We start from the raw sequence: 20478 nt of genomic DNA on the forward strand, positions 1-20478 counted from the left end.
TCGAAGCTTGATTGGGGAAATGAAAGACGGAATCGTGCAGGTGGCAAGCGCGGCAGAGCAGCTTTCAGCCGTAACGGAGCAGACCAGTGCGGGCGTGAACGCGCAGAAACTGGAGACTGAGCAGATTGCCACTGCGATGCAGCAGATGACAGCCACTACTCATGAGGTATCTCGTAATGCAGCTCAAGCCGTAAATACTGCGCAAATCGCCAGTCAGCTGGCCCAAAAAGGTGGGCAAGTCGTTGACAGGACTCGCACCCAGATAGAGACCCTGGCGCGTGAGATGAACATGACCAGGACGGCGATGGCGGCGCTTAGAGGGAATACTCAGAGCATCGGTGGCGTACTGGATGTGATAAAGACGGTGGCTGATCAGACGAACCTTCTGGCGTTGAACGCGGCCATTGAAGCTGCGCGTGCCGGGGAGGCAGGACGTGGTTTCGCTGTCGTCGCGGACGAGGTAAGAGGCCTGGCCGTGCGCACCCGCACGTCGACAGACGAGATCGCGCTGCTTATAAACGAACTGCAAACCAGTACCGATCATATGGGCCAGGTTCTAGAGCAAAATCTGGCACTGACGGACAGCAGTGTCGAACTGTCCACGCAAGCCAGTGAGGTGCTGCAGAGTATTACCGCATCTGTTCATGAGATTGAGGTGATGAACGAACAGATCGCCGTTGCTACTGAGCAGCAAACTAACGTCGGTGAAGAAATAGGCAGGGGCGTCACAAATGTCAGGGACATTTCAGACCAAACGGCTTCCGCCAGTGAAGAGACAGCGACATCAAGTGTTGAATTGGCCAGAGTCAGCGCCAGGCTGCAGGAGATGACCAACCGATTTAAAGTCTAGCCTGAAGGTCTGGCCCAATGTGTTTGCAGCTTGGGTCAGGCCTCAAATTCAATGACCCAACGACCGCTTCATTGCCCCCGCTGTCCTCGTAAACGCTCACTTCTATTCAACAACCATGACATCAGCAGCCCTGGAATCAGGAAGCCTGACGAGACCAGAACCCCGTGAAGTATATGCGTCAGAGGTTCATCGAGAGTGGCAACAAACTTCATGGGCGAAGCGAACGGGGATAGCTGCAAGAACAAGACAAGCAGCACCACACAAGGCCAGGTCAAACTCACGCCACGTTGCCTACTTAGCCGCCATGCATAGGCTGCCAGCACGGCTGAAAAAGCGCCTTCGAGAATCCAGGAGGCAGTCCCCAGCTTGCCCCATAGGCCATAACCGTAATGCTCAACTGCGCGGGGATAAAGCGCCAGATCGCTGTTGTGCATCGGCCAGTCGGCGATGAAGTGAGAGAAAGCTGCCAGCGCTGCCACAATGGCTACTGGTCGATGCTTTACGAAAAGCAGTCCCCAAAGCACTGACCAGAACACAGCGGCAAGCAATGAGTGATCCCAGTCGATAAAGGTCAGATCAAAGAACAGATACGGCCCGCTGTTTAAATTCGGGGTGACGGTGTTGAAGCCAAGAATGATGAATATCCCATCCAGCAGATCCAGGAAGCCGACTCCCATCATGATGGGGAGCGCGGGGATCCTTGGATAGCGTGCCTTGATTGCCAGGCCTATGGCGAAGTGACCTACGTACATTCTACGTTCCTGATTCAGGTATGCCTGTCGTCTACAGGCCAGATGCGTCTGATACTATCCGAGCCTTCAAACCAAGATTGTCGGGTTTTGGCAATGTCTGAGTTGTCTGCTAAAGCTATTCCCTCATCCTTTTCCCTCCCCCCGGATGTGGACGCGATTTTGCTTGAGGCCTCGCGGGTCAGGACGTTGGTAAAATCAGAGGCAGTCTTCCCTCAAGGCTCTGAACCACTGGGAATGTTTCGTCTGATTCAAGGCACTTTGCGAGTGAGTAGCCTGGGCGTTAACGGACGCCAACTCTTTCTTACTCAACTGGTGTCCGGAGATTGGTTCGGAGAAGTGCCACTTTTAGATGGCTTACCCAGGACGTATGACGTTCGAGCCGCCTCGCAAGCGCGTATTGCAGTTCTTCCGGCAAGCGCATTCTGGCAAATCATTGAGCACCGACCGGATGTTCTGCTAGCCATTACTCGTTTGGTGTGTGGCAGATTTCGAATGGCGCTCGAGTGGGCCGGGAACACGATCCTGAATCCTCTGCCTGTCAGATTGGCTAACCGACTCATTGCCTTGGTCAAACGTCCAGGTATCGAAGAAGCGGCATACCTGAAGATAAGCCAGGAAAATATCGCCCAACAACTGGGTGTTTCTCGTCAGAGCGTCAACCGCCAGCTGAAAATGTGGGAAGCCGAAGGCCTGTTGGTCGTTCGATACGGTGCCGTCACAATTCTCGATCTGCAAAAACTCAGCAATGCAGCACGAGGGGATTAGCCTGGCGGCAAAGACTAATTACCGGCGGATTACCCCAGCGACAGGGCAGGTTGGGCTGATCTTAGGCACGCGTTCCAAGCGCTGGAAAACTTATTGAATGTTGCTCTCAAGGAGTGATCTATAGAGGCGGCGTTTTTGAATGTTGCGAGGCTGTATTCATTGTCGTAGTGGGTGGTCACGGCGCCGCCATTCCGGGTGCCAATTGGGTTCACCACCCCATCAAAAGATTCAGGAAAAGTGGAAATGGAAAAAGAGGCTTTTTTGCAACTGCTTGCTGCCGAAGGGTTCGGCACCGTTGTTGAAGTTGAGCGCGAAGCGTTTGGTACGCTCGATTCGCACGCCCATAACTTCGAGGCGATGGCGCTGGTTCTGCACGGTAGTCTGGTCATCCGTAAATCCGATGGCGATTTCACCTACAACTCAGGAGATATTTTTCACCTGGAATGTAACCAACCCCATTCGGAAGTGTTTGGTGAGCATGGCGTACGGTACCTGGTGGGAAGAAAGTGACGAAGCTGGCATTTCAGCCTGGATTCAAGTGATGTCAGACGTACAGGAAAGACCATGTTCGAACATCTCGACCTCAACGCGCTGATCGCCGCCTACGGCTATTGGGTGATTTTCCTGGGCTGTTTGCTGGAAGGCGAAACAGTGTTGATCCTTGGCGGTATGGCGGCGCACCAAGGTGCTCTGCAGTTGCTGCAAGTGATCGGCTTGGCCACGTTGGGCGGTATGCTCGGCGATCAGTTGCTATTCTGGACCGGGCGTTATTCCGGGGAGCGTCTGCTGCCCAAGCTCAAGCGTCACCAATCTGCCATTAAGCGGGTCAAGGGTCTTATCCAGCGTTACCCCACGACCTCGGTATTCGCTGTTCGCTTTCTCTACGGCATGCGCCTGGTGGGGCCTATGGTGATAGGTGCAAGTCGCCTGTCGCCTTGGCGTTTCGCGCTGATCAATGTGCTGAGCGCGGCAGTCTGGGCGACCCTGTTCGTCTGCGCCGGCTATTGGGCCGGAGAAGCGTTACAGCATTTATTCGGCGACCTGAAGCCCTATCGACTGCCGATCTTCCTCGCGGTGGTAGCACTGGTGACTGTTGCGGCGTTGGTGCGGTATCTGCGCCGCCGATCCAGGGCGACGCATGATTGAGGTGGTGGAGTCGGCGTAACAGCAAGACACCCTTCAGTGACGGACAGAGGCTTGCCTGTATTGGAACCGCGGTCTGCGTCGGGTCCACCAATGGGGTTTAGCCATGAGACCCGCCATGAACCCGATTCGTAATTCTCCGTCTTTCATCCCGCCCGCTCATTCGACAGCAACTCAAGCGCCATCGTCTGGCACTGCGCTGCATTCTGCAGTGGTCAGTCGCGACAGCAAGGCCGTAGCACGCCTGCGCAATGAGGGCGCGCGCGCCAATAAACTGGACGCACAAGGGCACTCGCCTCTGGACGTCCTCGACACCATGCGCGATATCGACGAGCGCAGCCGTTCCAGTCTGCGCATGGCATTACTGCAGTCACTCAACCCCACCGCGCCACTGGGCTATACCAAGCCCGAGGCTCTGCACGGAACGCCCTGGGGTCTGGAAATCCTGCAATCGGGAGCGCTCAGGGGCGGTGTCAATGATGCAAAGGGTGGAACCCAGTCTCTTGAAGGCAAGGTGTTTTTCTCTGATCGAACGCGGGAAAGTGCGAGCGCTGAAACCACTCGTGCAGACTTGCGCAGCAAGCCCCGAGTCTATGCGAAAGGTGAGGGGATGCATCCCAGCAACGCGTACTCGCGCGCTCAGCAACACCGCATGGCACAAGTGATCCTGCATGCGCTGGACAACGGCAGATCGCTCTCCACCAATGAACTCGCGCCATCGATTGAAGTGAGCAGCCCAGAGACGCTGCATATCGAAGGTGCTGCGTGGCTGCAGCGTTTACTGCATGCCGGGTATATCAATAAATTAGGCGGGCTCCCATTCATCAATGCCCCACTGGGCGAGCATCTGGACACACTGAAGTTACCGGGCTCGATTGAGTTGAGAGTCGATGGGCAGGTAAAGAAGTTACGGGGCGAAGAGCTGAATCGCTTTTATCATCAGGCAGCGAGTGAACTGCAGCGTTCTCTGGAAAATGGCAAGGCCCCCTACCTGGGTTTGTTGAACAGGGGAGCTATTGTTCCACTGGTGTTCGGTTTCGAGAAAATCAACAACCTGTCTACGCATGAAATCAAATTACGCTCAAAAACCACACAGCACGCTTATCAGGATACCGAGCACCCACTTGCCGGAAGTCCGGAGAATGGTGGAAAACTGAAAGAAGTGGAGGTGCGTAGCCTGGGTGATTTCGCCACATTGTGCCTGGGGTGCGCAGTCAAGGGCTTTGAATTGGCTGCCAATATAGTCGTGCGTGTTAAAGGCCAAAAAAGCGAAAAAGCTCAGTATCTGGACGCGCAACAAATACAGGCATTTCGGCAAAACCTGGCAGCTCAAGTGGCCGAGCAGGCAAAGGGGAAGCCTCTGGGAGCACTTCCTTTGCATCAGTTGCAGGACATCAATTCTCAACTGCGGGCTGGCGATTTAAGGGCCTGGACCAAAGTTTGAGAACGGGCGGGCGGGCGATGCGTGCCTGACAGCATCATCGTCCCTGCCTGGCAGCCGTGCAGTGCTCAGCACCTCACTCTTTCGGAAAGTCCGCGCCGATGCTGATGTCGCGAACCTGCTCGATCTGCTTCAAGCGTGCCTGACGATCAGCCACCACGGCGTCATATCCCCAGCTGCCCAATACAAGATGACGCGGCGCATCGGCTTTTTGGGTCAGGGCGATCATCGCCTCTGCGGCGCGTACCGGATCCCCGGCCTGATTGCCGCTCGATTGCCTGGTCGACTGCAGGCGCTTGGTGGCAGTGTCCTTGTAGTCGTCGATACGCGATGGCGTCTGGCGTAGTGAGCGTCCCGCCCAGTCGGTGCGAAACGGCCCCGGCTCTACGCACGTGACGGAAATCCCCAGTGGCTTGACCTCCGCGAGCAGCGCGTCGGAAAAACCTTCGACGGCGTGCTTGGAGGCTGCGTAGTAGCCTGATCCTGGAAAGCCGATCAGGCCGGCAACCGAAGTGATATTGATGATGTGGCCGCTGCGTTGCTCACGCATGATCGGCAGCACGGCGCGGGTGATGGCGAACAGACCAAACACGTTGGCATCGAACTGGGCACGGATTTCAGCGTCTTCGCCTTCTTCGATCGAGCTCTGATAACCGTAACCTGCGTTGTTGACCAGCACGTCGATTTTGCCGAACTGCGACTTCGCGGCGGCCACGGCGGCTTCTATCTGGTCTGCCTTGCTGACGTCGAGGTCGACAGCCAGGACCTGGCCTTGCGTGCCCTCGGCCAGGTCAGCGACTCGCGACTTGTCCCTGGCCGTTGCGACGAGACGCCAGCCGCGAGCGATGACGAGTTTGGCCAGTTCGCGGCCGAAGCCGGTTGAGCAGCCGGTGATGAGCCACACCGGGGTATTGGTCGATTCGCTTGCCATGTCATTTTCTCCTTCATAAGGGGGACTGATGCTTGTGACAGGGCATAACAGGTGTCGTTTCATTGAGTCGCCGGTCGGAATCACGCCTCGGCAAGCGGGTTTTCAGGAACGCTTCTCATCGCTGCCTGCTGAGCCAGAAACAGCTGTTAAATCAGTTTTTTGGCGCTAGAATCGGCGCGCCTTAAGAAGTCTGGCCGATATCCACCGGATATCAGCCATAAGCCTTTGTGCAGATGGCGCAGCCTCTGTCAGGCTTTTTTTATTGCCTGTATTTCGGGTGTAAACTTGCCTTTCGCGCACTGGCGCTTTCAGGTCCCGTGAACATGACACAGATCTCCGAACGTTTCCTGGTGCAGGCGCATCTCGATGCCAAACAGCCCAGGACGTTGAGCCCGGCAGAGCAGGCGCATTACCGTGCCGACATTGCAGAGGAACTCAAGAAGCAGGACGCCGTGCTGGTCGCTCACTATTATTGTGATCCGGTTATCCAGGCGCTGGCCGAGGAAACCGGTGGTTGCGTGGCCGACTCTCTGGAAATGGCGCGCTTCAGCAATAACCATGCAGCCAGCACTGTGCTGGTGGCGGGTGTACGTTTCATGGGCGAAACCGCGAAAATTCTCAACCCGGAAAAACGCGTGTTCATGCCGACGCTCGAAGCCACCTGCTCGCTCGATGTGGGGTGCCCGGTCGACGAGTTCTCCGCTTTTTGCGACCAGCACCCGGAGCGTACCGTGGTGGTGTATGCCAACACCTCGGCAGCCGTCAAAGCCCGTGCGGACTGGGTGGTGACCTCTGGCTGCGCGCTGGAGATCGTCGAGAGCCTGATGGACAACGGTGAGAAAATCATCTGGGCGCCAGATAAGCACCTGGGTCGTTACATTCAGCGTGAAACCGGTGCCGATATGCTGCTGTGGGACGGTGCCTGCATCGTCCACGAAGAGTTCAAATCCAAGCAGCTCGAAGACATGAAAGCCCTGTACCCCGAGGCGGCGATTCTGGTTCACCCGGAGTCGCCGGAAGCAGTCATCGAGTTGGCTGACGTGGTCGGCTCCACCAGCCAGATGATTGCCGCAGCGCAACGCTTGCCCAACAAGACGTTCATCGTGGCCACTGACCGAGGCATCTTCTACAAGATGCAGCAGCTGTGCCCGGACAAGATCTTCATCGAGGCGCCTACGGCCGGCAACGGCGCGGCGTGCCGGAGTTGTGCACATTGCCCGTGGATGGCGATGAATACGCTTGAGCGTACCTTGCAGTGCCTGCGTGAGGGCAGTAACGAGATAGTCGTCGACCCGGCGCTGATCCCCAATGCCGTGCGTCCATTGCAGCGCATGCTGGACTTCACCCAGGCTGCGCGCTTGCGACAGGCAGGCAACGCCTGACAGCAGTGATGAAAAAGCCCGACTAAAGTGTCGGGCTTTTTCATTGCCGGTCGTATCGGGCGCCTCGCGGCGCCGGACGATCAGTTCATCATGTCCTTGACCATCCGCTCCTGCTCGATCAAATCCTTTTGCCGCGCATCGATACGTGATGCCAGCTGAAAATTATTGGCCGCACGGCGTTTAGCGAAGTCCAGTTGCTGGATCGCCTGACGGAAATCGCCGACCAGCGCAAAGTATTCGGCGCGCGCCTGATGCAGGCCGATGGTGTTGCCGTTCAGGCCGCGGGTTTCCGCCACGACGTACCAGATGTCCGGATCATCCGGACGGGTCTTGAGCAGCGCTTCAAGGCTTTTCTCGGCTTCGGCGGTGCGGTTCTGCTTGAGCAGCACGTCGATACGCACGTCATTGAGCGGATAATTGCCGGGGTACAGCGTCAGCATGCGATCGACACGCTGCTGCGCATCGGCCAGCCGGTTATTGGTGATGTCCAGGTCGATCTGCGTCAGGTTATAGGTAATGTCGTTCGGCGCTTTTTCGAGCAGTGGCTTGAGGGTTTCCCTGGCCTCGTTCAGTTGTCCGCCCTTGATCTGCGCGATGGCCAGGCCATAGCGCGCCGGATCGGATTTCGGGTTTTCAACCAGTTGCGCACGGAAGCGCTTGGCGGCGATGCCTGGGGTTTCTTCATAGATCAGTGCCACACGGGCGCGCATCAGTTGATACAGCAGGCTGTCTTCCTTGCCGCCCGGTTTGGCCTGCTCGGCACGGTTGCGTGTATCGGCGATCCGCGACTCGCTGACCGGGTGAGTCAGCAAAAACTCCGGAGGCCTGGCGTCGAATCGATATTGGCGCATGAGGCGTTCGAACATGGTTGGCATGTTGCGCGGGTCATAACCGGCCTTCTCCAGGTTGAGAATGCCGATGCGGTCGGCCTCCTGCTCGTTCTGGCGCGAAAAGCGCCGTTGCTCCTGGATCGCGGCAGCCTGTGAGCCGGCGATGGTGGCAATACCCGCATCACCGGCGCCTGCGGCTGCCATGACGATACCCGCCAGCATCGCGGCCATGACCGGCACTTGCATGCGCTGCTGGGCCTCGATGCCCCTGGCGAAGTGGCGCTGCGACAAGTGAGCCAGCTCGTGAGCCAGTACCGAAGCGTACTCACCCTCGGTCTGAGCATTGAGAAACAGACCACCGTTGACGCCGATGATGCCGCCGGGTGCGGCAAAGGCGTTGAGTTGCGGGCTGTTGATCAGGATGAATTCAAGCCGCCGGTCCTGAACCTGACTGGTCTCGGCCAGGCTGTAGACCGAAGTTTCGACGTAGTCCTTGAGCTGCGGGTCCGACAGCTGCGCCACTTGGCCGCGCAGCAACCCCAGCCACGCACGGCCCAGACGGTGCTCTTGTTCGGGGGAGACAATCGAGGAGCTGGCGTCACCAAGCGAGGGGAGGTCATCCGCCATGCCGTGTGTAGCGAACAGGCAGGCTAGGGTGAGCAGTGTAGGACGCAAAAAATTCATGCACGAAGCTCTGGTCAGAAGAACCTGTACTGTAGCTGGCTCGATGGCGTGCTGACCAGAGTGAGGTATTCTTGCCGCCTTGTTCGTCCTGCCTTTTCGGACCTGCTTTGTAATTCGATGTGTCCGCCTGGAGATAAACGATGTCTGACGCTGTAGAGCGCCCCGAGGCCTGTGACGCCGAACTGGATGCCAGTGGTCTCAACTGTCCGCTGCCCCTGCTGAAAGCCAAGATGGAGCTCAACCGCCTGGCCAGCGGCGCGGTGCTGAAAGTAATTGCCACCGATGCCGGTTCGCAGCGCGATTTTCGAACTTTTGCCAGGCTCGCCGGGCACGAGTTGCTGCATGAAGAGTTCGATGCCGGCATTTATCGTTACTGGCTGCGCAAGGCCTGACCCACTGCAGCGTTTTTTTCCGAAAAGGATGTTTGATGTTCAATGTGCTTCGCAATTGGGTGCAACGCTACTTCTCTGACGAGGAGGCGGTGGTCCTGGCGGTTTTGCTGTTTCTGGCGTTCACCCTTGTCCTGACGCTGGGCGGCATGCTGGCGCCGGTCATCGCCGGTCTGGTGCTGGCATTCCTGATGCACGGCCTGGTCAGTGTTCTGGAACGCCTGCGCATGCCCGAAATGGCCGCCGTCGGTCTGGTGTTCACCCTGTTCATCGGCGTATTGCTGGTGTTCCTGCTGGTATTGGTGCCGCTGCTCTGGCACCAGCTGATCACCTTGTTCAACGAAGCCCCGGGCATGCTTGCCAAATGGCAATCGGTGCTGCTGTTGCTGCCCGAGCGTTACCCGCATCTGGTGTCCGACGAGCAAGTGCTGCTGGCCATCGAGGTTGCCCGTGGTGAAGTGGGCAAGATCGGCCAGTTGGCGCTGACGTTCTCGATTTCCAGCCTGCCGTTGCTGGTCAACCTGATGATCTATCTGGTGCTGGTGCCGATTCTGGTGTTCTTCTTCCTCAAGGATCGGCACATGATCGGCCGCTGGGCGCGCGGCTATCTGCCCCGTGAGCGTGCCCTTATCAACCGGGTGGCGGATGAGATGAAGCGCCAGATTGCCAATTACATTCGCGGCAAGGTCATCGAGATTTTCATCTGTGGCGGCGTGACCTACATCGCTTTTGCCGCGCTCGGGCTCAATTACGCGGCGCTGCTGGCAATGCTGGTCGGTATATCGGTGGTCGTGCCTTATGTCGGCGCGGTAGTGGTCACCGTGCCTGTGGCGTTGATCGGTCTGTTCCAGTGGGGCTGGGGCGATCAGTTCATCTACCTGATGATCGCTCACGGGATCATTCAGGCGCTGGATGGCAACGTGCTGGTGCCGCTGCTGTTTTCCGAGGCTGTCAATCTGCACCCGGTCGCAATCATCTGCGCCGTGCTGCTGTTCGGGGGGCTGTGGGGGTTCTGGGGGATTTTCTTTGCGATTCCGCTGGCCACGCTGTTCAAAGCCGTGCTCGACGCCTGGCCTCGCAATGAGCCGACGGTAGCTCCGCTGCTTTGACGCGATAGTCACAGCCGCAGCGCTGAATCGCTGCGGCACCTTGCGCGCCGCAGCGGAGCACGTTGCTCAGCCTTTGTTCAGGGCTTCGGCCTGTGCCAATACTTCAGCCACATGGCCAGGCACTTTCACGCCGCGCCATTCCTGACGCAGTACGCCTTCCTTGTCGATCAGGAAGGTGCTGCGGTCTACGCCCAGGTATTCCTTACCGTAGAGCTTCTTGAGCTTGATGACGTCGAACAGCTGGCAGACGGCTTCGTCCTTGTCCGAAATCAGCTCGAACGGGAAAGACTGCTTGGCCTTGAAGTTTTCGTGGGTCTTCAGGCTGTCGCGCGAAACACCGAGGACAACCGTGTTGGCTGCCTGAAACTGCGCGATATGGTCACGAAAGTCCTGGCCCTGCGTGGTGCAGCCGGGCGTGTTGTCTTTCGGATAGAAATAAATCACCACCTGCTGACCTTTGAGCGCAGACAGCTCGACAGTCTGTCCGCTGGTAGCGGGTGCCTGAAAATCGGGAACCGGATGATCTACTGTGACAGTCATGAGGACTCCTTACATTGGGGCTTGTGGGCGCCAGGGTTCGATCAGTGCGTCCAGATTCAACGCGTCGGCGAAATCGAGGAATTGATCACGCAACCAACTGATCTGTGTCCCGGCAGGCAGTGTCACCGTAAACGTGGCATTGAGCATGGTGCCGCCGGTCTGCGGGGCCTGATAGGTGTCGCAGATCAGGTTCTCCAGCTCGACGTTGTGGTCGATGAAGAACTGGCACAGCTCATTGATGATGTCCGGGCGGTACGCCGAGCTGACGTAGGCCACGTAGGGCAGGGCTTCAGGGCGGTTCTCCAGAGTGGCGCTGCGCACGACGCTGGTCGTGAACGCATGCTTCTTGGAGAGGCTCGACAGACCGGTTTCAAGGCGCGCCAGAGCGTCCCAACTGCCCGACACCTGAAGAATCAGCGCACTGCACTCGCCGTGGCGGGTGAGACGCGAGGTGACGACCGAGCAGCGGTTTTCATGGCTGGCGCGGCACAGGACGTTGGTCAGCTCCATGGGGTTTGCGCCAAGGGCACTGATGACAAGGAATTGTTCGCGAACTGTGGGGGTGGACGACATGCAGCATTCCTAGACGATGAGCGGTCGGTACTTTTTCGGACTTGCGGGGCTGTTTCGACAATCGATGGCGCAAGATTACTTGCCGGGTCCCTCGGCGCCTGGCTCGCATGGATATACCATGACTGGGCTGGAGTGCGCTGGGGCGGGGCTTCTGGCGACAAATTCGACCGATTGAGCGAGGTGCGCAGGTGACCAGTACCGATCAAAGGACGAAGGGTAGCGAAAACCATCGCTCAGGGGAATGCTCAGAGCGCGGTACTTCGCTTGTACAAGGCTGATAGCGCCAGTACCATTACGGCTCTCTTTTTCCGGCAGGAGCGGTTGCATGATTGCGGGCAGTATGGTGGCACTGGTCACACCAATGGATGCACAAGGTCGTCTGGACTGGGACAGCCTGAGCAAACTGGTTGACTTCCACTTGCAAGAGGGCACCCACGCCATTGTTGCCGTAGGCACCACCGGTGAATCGGCGACGCTGGATGTGAACGAACACATCGAAGTCATCCGCCGGGTGGTCACTCAGGTTGCAGGTCGCATTCCGGTCATCGCCGGTACAGGCGCCAATTCGACGCGTGAAGCCGTCGAACTGACCACCAACGCCAAAAATGCGGGTGCCGACGCGTGCCTGCTGGTGACGCCTTACTACAACAAGCCGACTCAGGAAGGCCTGTTCCAGCATTTCAGCCACATCGCCAATGCTGTCGACATCCCGCAGATCCTCTACAACGTACCGGGCCGTACGGCCTGCGACATGCTGCCAGAGACCGTTGCGCGTCTGTCGACGGTAAAAAACATCGTTGGTATCAAGGAAGCCACCGGCAACCTGCAACGCGCCAAGGACATCCTGGCCAGCGTCAGCAGCGATTTTCTGGTGTACTCCGGCGACGACGCTACAGCAGTCGAATTGATGCTGCTGGGCGGCAAGGGCAATATTTCCGTGACCGCCAACGTTGCACCGCGCGCCATGAGCGATCTGTGCGCAGCGGCCATGCGTGGCGATGCGCAAACGGCCCGGGCGATTCACGAAAAGCTCATGCCGCTCAACAACACCCTGTTCATCGAATCCAACCCTATCCCCGTGAAGTGGGCATTGCATGAAATGGGTTTGATGCCAGACGGTATCCGTCTGCCGCTTACCTGGCTCAGCGAAGCCTGTCATGAACCGCTGCGTCAGGCCATGCGCCAGTCCGGCGTCCTGGTTTAATTGAGGAAGTATCACGCAATGAAGCGATTGGCCGGACTTTCCGCACTTGCTCTTATTATCTCCAGCACCAGCGGTTGCGGTTGGCTCTGGGGCGAAGATGGTTACTTCCGTGATCGCGGCAGTGATTACCTCCAGGCGACCCAGACCCCACCCATGCAGTTGCCTGCCGATGTTACCGGCGTCAAGCGTCTGGATCCTTTGCTGCCGATCCCGCGTAACGTGGCTGACAGCACCCAGAAAGACGGCGAGTACATCGTGCCCCGTCCTCAGCCGCTGGGCACGACTTCCGAGTCGAGCGACTTCAGCCTGCAGAAGAGTGGTGATGCGCACTGGATCCTGGCTCAGCGTCAGCCAGCCGAAGTCTGGCCGGTGGCCCACCAGTATTTCGAAGACAACGGTTTCCGTATCGCCGAAGAGCGTCCACAGACGGGCGAATTCAGCTCCTCGTGGCAGCGCCTCGATGAGCTGTCCGCTTCGGTGGCCAAGCGTCTGAGCGCTGCCGGCGTCTCGGCCGACTCGGAAACCCGTGTACGGGTTCGCATCGAGCCGGGCGTGCAGCGCAATACCAGTGAAGTCTACGTGGTCAGCGTCGAGCGTCCTGCCGGCAGCACTGCCGACGTGGCCTTCCCGACGCGCACCACCAACCTGGGCCTTGATGCCGCACTGACCGACGATCTGCTGGCCAGCATGGGCCGCAACGCCGAGAAGGGCGGTTCGATTTCCCTGCTGGCGGCACGTGACTACGACACCCCAAGCCGTGTTGCCTTGAGCGAAGACGGCAGCGCCAACCCGGTCTTGAACCTCGGTGCCGATCTGGACCGCGCATGGTCGAGCGTTGGTCGTGCGCTGGATCAGGGCGACTGGCGTGTCGAGGACATCAACCGCAGCCTGGGCCTGTACTACATCAACCTGGCTGAAAAAGCCAAGACGCCTGAAAACGAGCCTGGTTTCTTCGGCCGCATGTTTGGCAGCAAGTCGACCAAGGAAGAGATCGATGCCCGCGCCGAGCGCTATCAGGTCCGCCTGAGCAAGGTCGGTGACAACGTTCAAGTGACCGTCGAGAAGAACATCAACACCGTCGCACCTGCGGATATCGCACGTCGGGTGTTGAGCGTTATTCAAGACAACCTGGGTTAAGTGCGTTTCGCGGTTCTCGGCAGCGGCAGTCGTGGCAACGGCACGCTGGTCGCAAGCAACGATACGTACGTACTGGTCGATTGCGGTTTCTCCCTGCGGGAAACCGAACGGCGCCTGGCTCGGCTGGGCGTCTCGGCAAGCCAGCTGAGCGCCATACTGGTGACCCACGAACATGCCGATCATGTGCATGGCGTGGGTTTGCTGTCGCGGCGCTACAATGTGCCGGTCTACCTCAGCAGCGGGACATTGCGCGGAATGCGCAAACCGGTGGAAATTGCCGGCCTGCTGGCAGGCGGGGAGAGTCTGCAGATCGGCGCACTGGACATCGACGTGGTGTCGGTCGCTCACGATGCACTGGAACCGACGCAGTTCGTCTTCAGTGACGGCAAGCGCCGCTTTGGCCTGCTGACCGACCTTGGCTCTTACTGCTCCAACGTATTACAGCGTTATCAAGGCCTGGATGCCTTGATGATCGAGGCCAATCACTGTCGCGACATGCTTGCCCGAGGCCAGTATCCGGTCTTTCTCAAGCAACGCGTTGGCTGTGAAACCGGTCATTTGAACAACCATCAGGCTGCCAGCCTGGTGAGCGAACTGGGATGGCAGGACCTTCAGCACTTGGTGCTGGCGCATCTCAGCAGCAAGAACAACCTGCCGCACCTGGCCCGGCAATGTTTCGTCGACACCCTCGGGTGCGACCCGGACTGGCTGCAACTGGCCGATCAAGATTCAGGGCTCGACTGGCGACATATCGCCTAGCCCAACTACTTAGCAAGCGGAGCCCATCATGGAAAAACGTGAAGAACTCTACCGCGGCAAAGCCAAATCGGTTTACAAGACCGACGACGCTGACCGCTTGATCCTGCTGTTCCGCAACGACACCTCGGCGTTCGACGGCAAGCGCATCGAACAGCTCGACCGTAAAGGCATGGTGAACAACAAGTTCAACGCCTTCATCATGCAGAAGCTTGAAGAAGCGGGTATTCCCACCCAGTTCGACAAGCTGCTGGGCGACAACGAGTGCCTGGTCAAGAAGCTCGACATGATCCCGGTCGAATGCGTCGTGCGTAACTACGCTGCTGGCAGCCTGGTCAAGCGTCTGGGCATCGAAGAGGGCACCAAGCTCAATCCGTACACCTTCGAACTGTTCCTCAAGGACGACGCCAAGGGCGACCCGTTCATCAACGAATCCCACGTTGTGGCGTTCGGCTGGGGCACCGCCGAGCAACTGGTTCGCATGAAAGAGCTGTCGATCAAGGTCAATGACGTGCTGACCAGACTGTTTGACGACGCCGGCCTGCTGCTGGTCGACTTCAAACTCGAATTCGGCGTATTCCACGGTGAAATCGTCCTCGGCGACGAATTCAGCCCGGACGGCTGCCGCCTCTGGGACAAGGACACCCGCAAGAAAATGGACAAGGACCGCTTCCGCCAGGGTCTGGGCGACGTCATCGAAGCCTACGAAGAAGTCGCAAACCGTCTGGGCGTGCCGCTGTAAGCGGAAAAAACACGCAAGCGCTTGATAGCACGAAAAAAAACAGCAGAAGGGCTTCGCCTTCTGCGTTGATGCTGTTATGATGCGCGCCGTTGGAGAGATGCCAGAGTGGCCGAATGGGACGGATTCGAAATCCGTTGTACCTTCACCGGTACCTAGGGTTCGAATCCCTATCTCTCCGCCATACAAATAAAGACCCGTAGCTGATTCAGCTGCGGGTTTTTTTGTGGCCAAAATAACCATCATTCCAGGGCTTCTGGAAATTGGTCCCGCATCCCTGCCTCATTCGGTCGGATTTACGACCTCTTCCGCACGCGATACACGTGCTGCGTAAGTCTTTCTTTCATGTCCCTGCAGCCCGCTGACAGGATTCAGATTGTCGTTCTTGCTCGCAGTCTGGGTCGTATGTCTCTCAATTGGAACGCATTGGTCCGGGCGTTTGGTTGAATGTCACCTTGCTTTCTGGCCGACTCGACTGCAGATGCCTGCAGCGACCACGTCCGCACTGACGGTAACTGAGCCGGTCGCACTCTGGTCTTCGGTCTGACTGAAGCTGCCTGTTTGCGTGTGCTTGCACTGCTGGGTTTGGTCGCCTTAATGGGGATTGGCCCCGCTAGGTGAATGCCGCGCAGCTGATCAGTTCAGTGGTCCCGCCTTCCGGTAAATGCGCCCGTAGTCGATAGGCAATGCAGTGGCATTAGATGACCACAGGTGCGTCGGTGCAGACCCGCTCTTTCGCCGTTGGCCGGGAGCGCATCGCAGTAAATGCCAGTAATGACCGAAGCGGATGAGGTTTTTCTATCAGGCTGGCGAGGGTCATCAAGTCGTTCATGCGGCCTTTGGCGCGGTGGTACGGGCATAAACGCAGCTGATGGGGGATGTAAATGGCAGGGCTACAGGCGCGGGGCCTAGCGGAATTGATCCGGGATTTTTGCAATGTTCAGGCGCTCGTTCCGCTCATGCAGTACACGAACAATGAATACGACCTGGGTGCGAACCACATAGCTCACTACGAAGGGGTAGCGGGTAAGTACCAGCTCGCGCACGTCCGGGGTTTGGGAAGGGCGTCCCATCCCCGTAAACGTCGCGAGCTGCTCAATGGATTCCAGAATGGTATTTACGACTTCGTCAGCTCTCTGGTGGCCCATCAGCCCCGCGTAATGCTCATGAATCGCTTCCAGATCGCTATCGGCTTTTTCACTTAACTCGATTTGCGGCACGTGCTACCCACTTGGCTTTAACGGTTTCCAGATCGATCGTCTTCCCTGCATCGATGTCGGCCAAGCCTTCATCAATGGCTTTCAAATGCCACGCTTCTGCTTCAACGTAGCGAGACAGAGCACGTTTCAGGTGGTACTGACGATCACGGTCCGTGGCAAGGGCAAGCTGGTCGAGCATTTCGACCAAGCCTTCTTCTACTCGGAATGACAGAACAGGCGATGCCATATTGGCCTCCACGGCTGCTAGCTGTAAACAATGTATACAAAAAATCAAACGGTATACTCAGTGTACTTGCTCACGCACGGGGTCTGTCAATGTTCAGTCAAAACAGATTTTACTGAGAGTTTACTTTTATCGGCTTCTCATCCGTCTAGCGGTTCAGTCAGATGCCGTACAAGCCTATCCCTGAGGACTTCCAACTCGTCGTCATTCAGACCCAACTGCCCACGGCAAGGATATGGCTGCGCTGACACAGTTGCCGGTGCCCGGCTGAAAGTCAGCTTTCACCGCGAGACCAGCCGAGACACCGCTCCAACGCGGCGTCCCGGCCAGTAGGTCAAGCGCGGTAGGGCGTGTAGTCGATGTAGCCCTGCGCATCGCCACCGTAGTAGGTGTCACGGTCCGGGGTCGTCAGGGGCCAGCCGTTTTTCAGCCGGGCGACCAGGTCGGGGTTGCCGATGAAGGGCTGGCCAAACGCAGCCAGGTCGATCAGGTTTTCTTCCAGCAGTGCATCCGCGCGCTCGCGGGTCATGTCGCCGGCGAGGATCAGCGCGGTGTTGCCCAGTTCGGCCTTGCAGTGCTTGAGCAGTTTACGCAGTGCCTGTTCCTGAGCGGCCGAGCTTTCGCCGGCCATGAAGAAGTGCGTCTGGTCCATGACGTGTACATAGGCGATGCCGCGTTCGCGCATGCCTGCACACAGCGCTGAGTAGGTTTCGTCGATCTCCGGGTAGAGCGGCATATCGAACAACTGGCCATAGGGCGAGATGCGAATACCAACGCGGTCGGCACCGATTCTGGCGCAGGCAGCATCGATCACTTCGAAGACAAAGCGCAGGCGATCTTGCAGGTTGCTCGCACCGTACTGATCGGCGCGGTCGTTGACCTGCGGGTTGAGGAATTGCTCCAACAGGTAGCCATTGGCGCCGTGAATTTCCACGCCGTCGAAACCGGCGTCGATCGCATTCTGCGCGGCCTGGGCGAAATCCTCGACGACTCGCGCCACTTCTTCGGTGGTGAGCGGGCGCGGCACGGAGGTGGGCACGAAGCCGGGTTCGCCGTCTTCGCCATAAGCGAATGCGACTGCGCCCTGTGCTTGTTTGGTGGTGGCGCTGACCGGTGCTTGGCCGTCGATCTGGATCGAGGTGTGGGATACGCGGCCGACGTGCCAGAGCTGAGCGAACATGCGACCGCCGACGCTGTGGACCGAGTCGGTCACCAGCTTCCAACCCTTGATCTGCTCCGGTGTATAGATGCCTGGATTGAACAGGTAGCCCTGGCCTTCACGGGAGATCGGTGTACCTTCCGACACGATCAGGCCGGCAGTGCCGCGCTGGGTGTAGTGCAGCGCGATCTGTTCGGTGGCGATGTCCTCGGGGGCACGCGAGCGGGTCATGGGCGCCATGACGACGCGGTTGCTGAGGGTCGTGTTGCCGAGTTTGAATTCATTGAACAGAGTCAAGGCAGTCTCTCCTGTGGAGGGGGAATCAAAAGGACAATGACGGCAGCAGCCTTGGGGAAGGCGGCTGTCAGGGGATGACTGGCGACGCGTCAGCAGCAGCGCAACGATCACTCCGAAGCCCGTTAGCCACCCGCCAATTTGCCCAGCAGGGATGTTGCGAACGCCATCATCAGGACTGATAGTCCGAGCGTTAGGTGTTGTCCGGGGCCAGTGCAGCGCTGTATGAGGCTTAACTCCGAACAGGTTTTGACATAGTCTATTGGAGAAATGGCGTTTTATTTTTGCTGGTTTCTATCAAGTGAGTGGAATGGAATTCAATAATCGGAGCGTTTATGTTTTCGTCTGAGCGACTCAAGGGTATCGATGTGTTCGTCATCGTCGCCGACATGGGCAGCTTCACGGCCGCAGCTGAACGGTTGAACCTGACCAACTCGGCGATCAGCAAGAGCATTGCGCGATTGGAAGGGCGTCTGCGCACCCGGTTGTTTCAGCGCACCACGCGTCGGCTGTCGCTCACCGAGGCAGGGGAAACCTTCTACCGTACCTGCACAACGGTCCTTTCGGATCTGGAGGAAGTCGAGATTGCGCTGACCTCAACTCAGACCGAGCCACAGGGCAAGGTGCATATTGATTTGCCTGCTTCGTATGGGCGTTTACATGTCCTGCCGTTGATTCTTGATTTCATGAAGCAGCACCCCAGGTTGCAGCCCCATGTGTCTTTTTCCGATCGGTACGTCGACCCGGTGCACGAGGGCATCGATATCGTCGTCAGGATCGGTGGTTCAGATGCCTGGCCAGCCGCCATGGCTCATCAGTTTTTTGGAACGCAGAAGCTGATTTTTTGCGCGTCGCCCGAGTATGTAAATCAATATGGGCAGCCCAAAACGGTGTCGGACCTTGATGATCACCAGTGCATCGGCTATGGGCAAAATGACGGTATGGCGATCCCCTGGTATTTCAAGGGTCGCCAACCGGGGGATATGGAGCGCAGGATCATGCATCCGCACATTGCCGTGGGAGACGGAGAGGGTGAGGTGATGGCGGTGCTGGCGGGGCTAGGCATCGCTCAGCTACCGACCTGGCTGGTCCAGGTGCATCTGAACAGCGGCAGGCTGGTGGAGGTGCTGCCGGATCTTGCTACCGAAGGCCTTCCGATGAATCTTGTCTGGCTTCGAAGTCGCGAGGCGCTGCCAAAAGTCAGCGCGTTGGTCGCCTACCTGGGAGCCAATCTCACGCCTGCCGGGCGTGTTGAGCGGGCTTGAATAATCATTGAATCGGGGATGATCGCAAAGCCGCTTACAACACAGAAGCGCGAAGCCGTCCCTGTCTCCTCAGCCTGACGTAATGGAAAATTCGGGGAGGATGTGCTCCTGAAGTTCATCGATCACCTCCACAGAGGGACGTCGCGTGGGCTTGAGGTTCAATGCGACATGATTGATCCCGGCTTCGCGTTGCCGTGAGAAGAAGTCTTTCAACGCCTTTCGACCGCCCTTTAGCACTCGACCCGTTTGTAGCGGCGCGTCAGGATTGGCGTCGAGGTCGAACATCGCGCCATAGCCGAAAGGGACGAATCCTCTGGAAGCGGTTGCCTCACGCCAATGCGGCACAGCCTCCGACATGCGCAGCGCGTCGCCATGCCAGATCCAGGCATCTACATTGGCTGCAAGCCACTCCAGGCTCTGTCCAGCACGACCGATGGCGATGATAGGGACCCGTTGAGCTGCGGGTTTGGGTACCAGATCGATATCGCCCCGCAACTGGCCGAAATGCTGTGTCTTCAGGCGCGGAAATGACTCTGAAATCAGCGTTTTGATCAGCGTTAGCGCTTCCCGATAGCGTTCCGCTCGGCTGGCAAAGTCGACCCCGAAAGCTGGGTACTCTGTTGCCCGGTCACCCGAAGCCATGCCAGCGAGAAAGCGGCCTCCCAAGAGTTGGTCCGCCGTAGCGATCTGCTTGGCGGTGATGACCGGCTCTCGCAACGGGCTGACGATGCCGGCAGTGCCGATGGCGATTCTATGAGTGAGCGCTGCCAGCCAGCCCGCGTACACCAGCGGATCGAGGACCTGGCCGGTGTCGCCAAATGACGGATCGTAAAACGGCACATCGCGCAGCCACAGTGCCGCAGCATCGCTCTGATCGAGGCGCTGCACGATCTCGGCCTGGTCCTCCAGGCTGGGAAAAGGGCCGTCAGGATAGCCGCGCGCGGGCGAGATGAATCCGATGGTCAACTGATCGGGCTGGAATGTACTGCTGAACACCGTATGGTTCTCCAGGCCGAGCGATTGATTGTTCTGAGTCATCGTTTTACTCCGTTTCGGAAATCGATCATTCGATTCTATAGATGACCTTTAGGC

At 58.1% G+C, this 20478-nt stretch carries 22 protein-coding genes and 1 tRNA gene; 14 read left to right on the forward strand and 9 right to left on the reverse strand.

The features are described from left to right. Window positions 1–19 precede the first annotated feature (19 nt). The gene (locus V476_RS29410) at window positions 20–850 is read left to right on the forward strand and encodes a methyl-accepting chemotaxis protein (RefSeq protein WP_371834348.1); all 831 of its coding nucleotides are present in this window, start codon (window positions 20–22) and stop codon (window positions 848–850) included. A gap of 68 nt (window positions 851–918) precedes the next feature. Here the strand turns inward: V476_RS29410 and V476_RS18830 are convergent, their stop codons facing one another. Beyond that, the gene (locus V476_RS18830; RefSeq protein WP_024648310.1) at window positions 919–1602 is read right to left on the reverse strand and encodes a hypothetical protein; all 684 of its coding nucleotides are present in this window, start codon (window positions 1600–1602) and stop codon (window positions 919–921) included. 93 nt (window positions 1603–1695) lie between these two features. Here V476_RS18830 and V476_RS27500 point away from each other — a divergent pair, with 93 nt between their 5' ends. From V476_RS27500 to V476_RS18850, 4 genes are all read left to right on the forward strand, one after another. Beyond that, on the forward strand, window positions 1696–2367 hold the full coding sequence (locus tag V476_RS27500) for a Crp/Fnr family transcriptional regulator (protein ID WP_024960238.1): 672 nt from the start codon (window positions 1696–1698) through the stop codon (window positions 2365–2367). A 243-nt stretch (window positions 2368–2610) separates the two neighbouring features. Beyond that, window positions 2611–2877, forward strand: coding sequence for a cupin domain-containing protein (locus tag V476_RS18840; RefSeq protein ID WP_003345526.1), 267 nt, complete (start codon window positions 2611–2613; stop codon window positions 2875–2877). Window positions 2878–2931: 54 nt separating this feature from the next. Then, window positions 2932–3513, forward strand: coding sequence for a DedA family protein (locus V476_RS18845; protein WP_024960237.1), 582 nt, complete (start codon window positions 2932–2934; stop codon window positions 3511–3513). A gap of 115 nt (window positions 3514–3628) precedes the next feature. After that, complete coding sequence (locus V476_RS18850; RefSeq protein ID WP_024960236.1) at window positions 3629–4954, forward strand: hypothetical protein; 1326 nt, start codon at window positions 3629–3631, stop codon at window positions 4952–4954. 73 nt (window positions 4955–5027) lie between these two features. Here the strand turns inward: V476_RS18850 and V476_RS18855 are convergent, their stop codons facing one another. Further along, entirely contained in the window at window positions 5028–5882 is an 855-nt protein-coding gene (locus V476_RS18855) for an oxidoreductase (RefSeq protein WP_024960235.1), read from the reverse strand. A gap of 323 nt (window positions 5883–6205) precedes the next feature. Between V476_RS18855 and nadA the strand changes: the two genes are divergently transcribed. Then, complete coding sequence (gene nadA / locus V476_RS18860) at window positions 6206–7264, forward strand: quinolinate synthase NadA (RefSeq protein ID WP_024960234.1); 1059 nt, start codon at window positions 6206–6208, stop codon at window positions 7262–7264. Window positions 7265–7344: 80 nt separating this feature from the next. On the opposite strand, the gene V476_RS18865 is transcribed toward nadA, so the two are convergent. Continuing rightward, window positions 7345–8778 carry a M48 family metalloprotease gene (locus V476_RS18865; RefSeq protein ID WP_003409438.1) on the reverse strand — a complete coding sequence of 478 codons (1434 nt, stop codon included), beginning with the start codon at window positions 8776–8778 and terminating at the stop codon, window positions 7345–7347. A 140-nt stretch (window positions 8779–8918) separates the two neighbouring features. Here V476_RS18865 and V476_RS18870 point away from each other — a divergent pair, with 140 nt between their 5' ends. Continuing rightward, window positions 8919–9170, forward strand: coding sequence for a sulfurtransferase TusA family protein (locus V476_RS18870; RefSeq protein WP_003345538.1), 252 nt, complete (start codon window positions 8919–8921; stop codon window positions 9168–9170). Window positions 9171–9205: 35 nt separating this feature from the next. Then, on the forward strand, window positions 9206–10276 hold the full coding sequence (locus V476_RS18875; RefSeq protein ID WP_004406094.1) for an AI-2E family transporter: 1071 nt from the start codon (window positions 9206–9208) through the stop codon (window positions 10274–10276). 66 nt (window positions 10277–10342) lie between these two features. Here the strand turns inward: V476_RS18875 and V476_RS18880 are convergent, their stop codons facing one another. Both V476_RS18880 and V476_RS18885 read right to left on the reverse strand, forming a co-directional pair. Continuing rightward, window positions 10343–10816 carry a peroxiredoxin gene (locus tag V476_RS18880; protein WP_003317382.1) on the reverse strand — a complete coding sequence of 158 codons (474 nt, stop codon included), beginning with the start codon at window positions 10814–10816 and terminating at the stop codon, window positions 10343–10345. Window positions 10817–10825: 9 nt separating this feature from the next. Beyond that, the gene (locus V476_RS18885; RefSeq protein WP_003317383.1) at window positions 10826–11389 is read right to left on the reverse strand and encodes a glycine cleavage system transcriptional repressor; all 564 of its coding nucleotides are present in this window, start codon (window positions 11387–11389) and stop codon (window positions 10826–10828) included. Between the two features lie 325 nt (window positions 11390–11714). On the opposite strand from V476_RS18885, the gene dapA reads away from it, so the two are divergent. The 5 genes from dapA (at window position 11715) to V476_RS18910 (ending at window position 15409) form a co-directional block, all read left to right on the forward strand. After that, window positions 11715–12593, forward strand: a complete 879-nt coding sequence (dapA, locus tag V476_RS18890) for a 4-hydroxy-tetrahydrodipicolinate synthase (RefSeq protein WP_003317384.1) — start codon at window positions 11715–11717, stop codon at window positions 12591–12593. Window positions 12594–12611: 18 nt separating this feature from the next. Then, window positions 12612–13730 (forward strand): NlpB/DapX family lipoprotein, encoded by a 1119-nt coding sequence (gene bamC, locus V476_RS18895; RefSeq protein ID WP_024960233.1) that lies wholly within the window; start codon window positions 12612–12614, stop codon window positions 13728–13730. Then, window positions 13731–14489 (forward strand): MBL fold metallo-hydrolase, encoded by a 759-nt coding sequence (locus V476_RS18900; RefSeq protein WP_011267088.1) that lies wholly within the window; start codon window positions 13731–13733, stop codon window positions 14487–14489. Window positions 14490–14517: 28 nt separating this feature from the next. Next, on the forward strand, window positions 14518–15228 hold the full coding sequence (gene purC, locus V476_RS18905; RefSeq protein ID WP_004418654.1) for a phosphoribosylaminoimidazolesuccinocarboxamide synthase: 711 nt from the start codon (window positions 14518–14520) through the stop codon (window positions 15226–15228). A gap of 91 nt (window positions 15229–15319) precedes the next feature. Then, a tRNA-Ser gene (locus tag V476_RS18910) sits at window positions 15320–15409 on the forward strand. Window positions 15410–16133: 724 nt separating this feature from the next. Here the strand turns inward: V476_RS18910 and V476_RS27505 are convergent. The 3 genes from V476_RS27505 to V476_RS18925 form a co-directional block, all read right to left on the reverse strand. Then, on the reverse strand, window positions 16134–16445 hold the full coding sequence (locus tag V476_RS27505) for a type II toxin-antitoxin system RelE/ParE family toxin (protein ID WP_080278522.1): 312 nt from the start codon (window positions 16443–16445) through the stop codon (window positions 16134–16136). Then, window positions 16423–16671 (reverse strand): CopG family ribbon-helix-helix protein, encoded by a 249-nt coding sequence (locus V476_RS18920; RefSeq protein WP_003345556.1) that lies wholly within the window; start codon window positions 16669–16671, stop codon window positions 16423–16425. Before V476_RS18920 ends, V476_RS27505 begins: the two co-directional genes overlap by 23 nt. A gap of 331 nt (window positions 16672–17002) precedes the next feature. Next, the gene (locus tag V476_RS18925; protein ID WP_024960231.1) at window positions 17003–18124 is read right to left on the reverse strand and encodes an alkene reductase; all 1122 of its coding nucleotides are present in this window, start codon (window positions 18122–18124) and stop codon (window positions 17003–17005) included. Window positions 18125–18456: 332 nt separating this feature from the next. Here V476_RS18925 and V476_RS18930 point away from each other — a divergent pair, with 332 nt between their 5' ends. Then, the gene (locus V476_RS18930; RefSeq protein WP_024960230.1) at window positions 18457–19386 is read left to right on the forward strand and encodes a LysR family transcriptional regulator; all 930 of its coding nucleotides are present in this window, start codon (window positions 18457–18459) and stop codon (window positions 19384–19386) included. Between the two features lie 69 nt (window positions 19387–19455). Here V476_RS18930 and V476_RS18935 read toward each other — a convergent pair whose 3' ends face one another. Further along, window positions 19456–20424 (reverse strand): LLM class oxidoreductase, encoded by a 969-nt coding sequence (locus tag V476_RS18935; protein WP_024960229.1) that lies wholly within the window; start codon window positions 20422–20424, stop codon window positions 19456–19458. Window positions 20425–20478: the final 54 nt, after the last annotated feature.

Origin of the sequence: Pseudomonas syringae KCTC 12500 (genome assembly GCF_000507185.2) — a bacterium.
Taxonomy (GTDB): domain Bacteria; phylum Pseudomonadota; class Gammaproteobacteria; order Pseudomonadales; family Pseudomonadaceae; genus Aquipseudomonas; species Aquipseudomonas syringae.

Bases quoted from the DNA above. Each gene is read 5' to 3' on its own strand.
- V476_RS18830 (WP_024648310.1), bottom strand. From the start codon at position 1,602: ATGTACGTAGGTCACTTCGCCATAGGCCTGGCAATCAAGGCACGCTAT.
- bamC (WP_024960233.1), top strand. From the start codon at position 12,612: ATGAAGCGATTGGCCGGACTTTCCGCACTTGCTCTTATTATCTCCAGC.
- V476_RS18875 (WP_004406094.1), top strand. From the start codon at position 9,206: ATGTTCAATGTGCTTCGCAATTGGGTGCAACGCTACTTCTCTGACGAG.
- V476_RS18850 (WP_024960236.1), top strand. From the start codon at position 3,629: ATGAACCCGATTCGTAATTCTCCGTCTTTCATCCCGCCCGCTCATTCG.
- V476_RS18870 (WP_003345538.1), top strand. From the start codon at position 8,919: ATGTCTGACGCTGTAGAGCGCCCCGAGGCCTGTGACGCCGAACTGGAT.
- V476_RS18880 (WP_003317382.1), bottom strand. From the start codon at position 10,816: ATGACTGTCACAGTAGATCATCCGGTTCCCGATTTTCAGGCACCCGCT.
- V476_RS18930 (WP_024960230.1), top strand. From the start codon at position 18,457: ATGTTTTCGTCTGAGCGACTCAAGGGTATCGATGTGTTCGTCATCGTC.
- V476_RS18845 (WP_024960237.1), top strand. From the start codon at position 2,932: ATGTTCGAACATCTCGACCTCAACGCGCTGATCGCCGCCTACGGCTAT.
- nadA (WP_024960234.1), top strand. From the start codon at position 6,206: ATGACACAGATCTCCGAACGTTTCCTGGTGCAGGCGCATCTCGATGCC.
- V476_RS18855 (WP_024960235.1), bottom strand. From the start codon at position 5,882: ATGGCAAGCGAATCGACCAATACCCCGGTGTGGCTCATCACCGGCTGC.
- V476_RS18935 (WP_024960229.1), bottom strand. From the start codon at position 20,424: ATGACTCAGAACAATCAATCGCTCGGCCTGGAGAACCATACGGTGTTC.
- V476_RS27500 (WP_024960238.1), top strand. From the start codon at position 1,696: ATGTCTGAGTTGTCTGCTAAAGCTATTCCCTCATCCTTTTCCCTCCCC.
- V476_RS29410 (WP_371834348.1), top strand. From the start codon at position 20: ATGAAAGACGGAATCGTGCAGGTGGCAAGCGCGGCAGAGCAGCTTTCA.
- V476_RS18885 (WP_003317383.1), bottom strand. From the start codon at position 11,389: ATGTCGTCCACCCCCACAGTTCGCGAACAATTCCTTGTCATCAGTGCC.
- V476_RS18920 (WP_003345556.1), bottom strand. From the start codon at position 16,671: ATGGCATCGCCTGTTCTGTCATTCCGAGTAGAAGAAGGCTTGGTCGAA.
- purC (WP_004418654.1), top strand. From the start codon at position 14,518: ATGGAAAAACGTGAAGAACTCTACCGCGGCAAAGCCAAATCGGTTTAC.
- V476_RS18865 (WP_003409438.1), bottom strand. From the start codon at position 8,778: ATGAATTTTTTGCGTCCTACACTGCTCACCCTAGCCTGCCTGTTCGCT.
- V476_RS18840 (WP_003345526.1), top strand. From the start codon at position 2,611: ATGGAAAAAGAGGCTTTTTTGCAACTGCTTGCTGCCGAAGGGTTCGGC.
- dapA (WP_003317384.1), top strand. From the start codon at position 11,715: ATGATTGCGGGCAGTATGGTGGCACTGGTCACACCAATGGATGCACAA.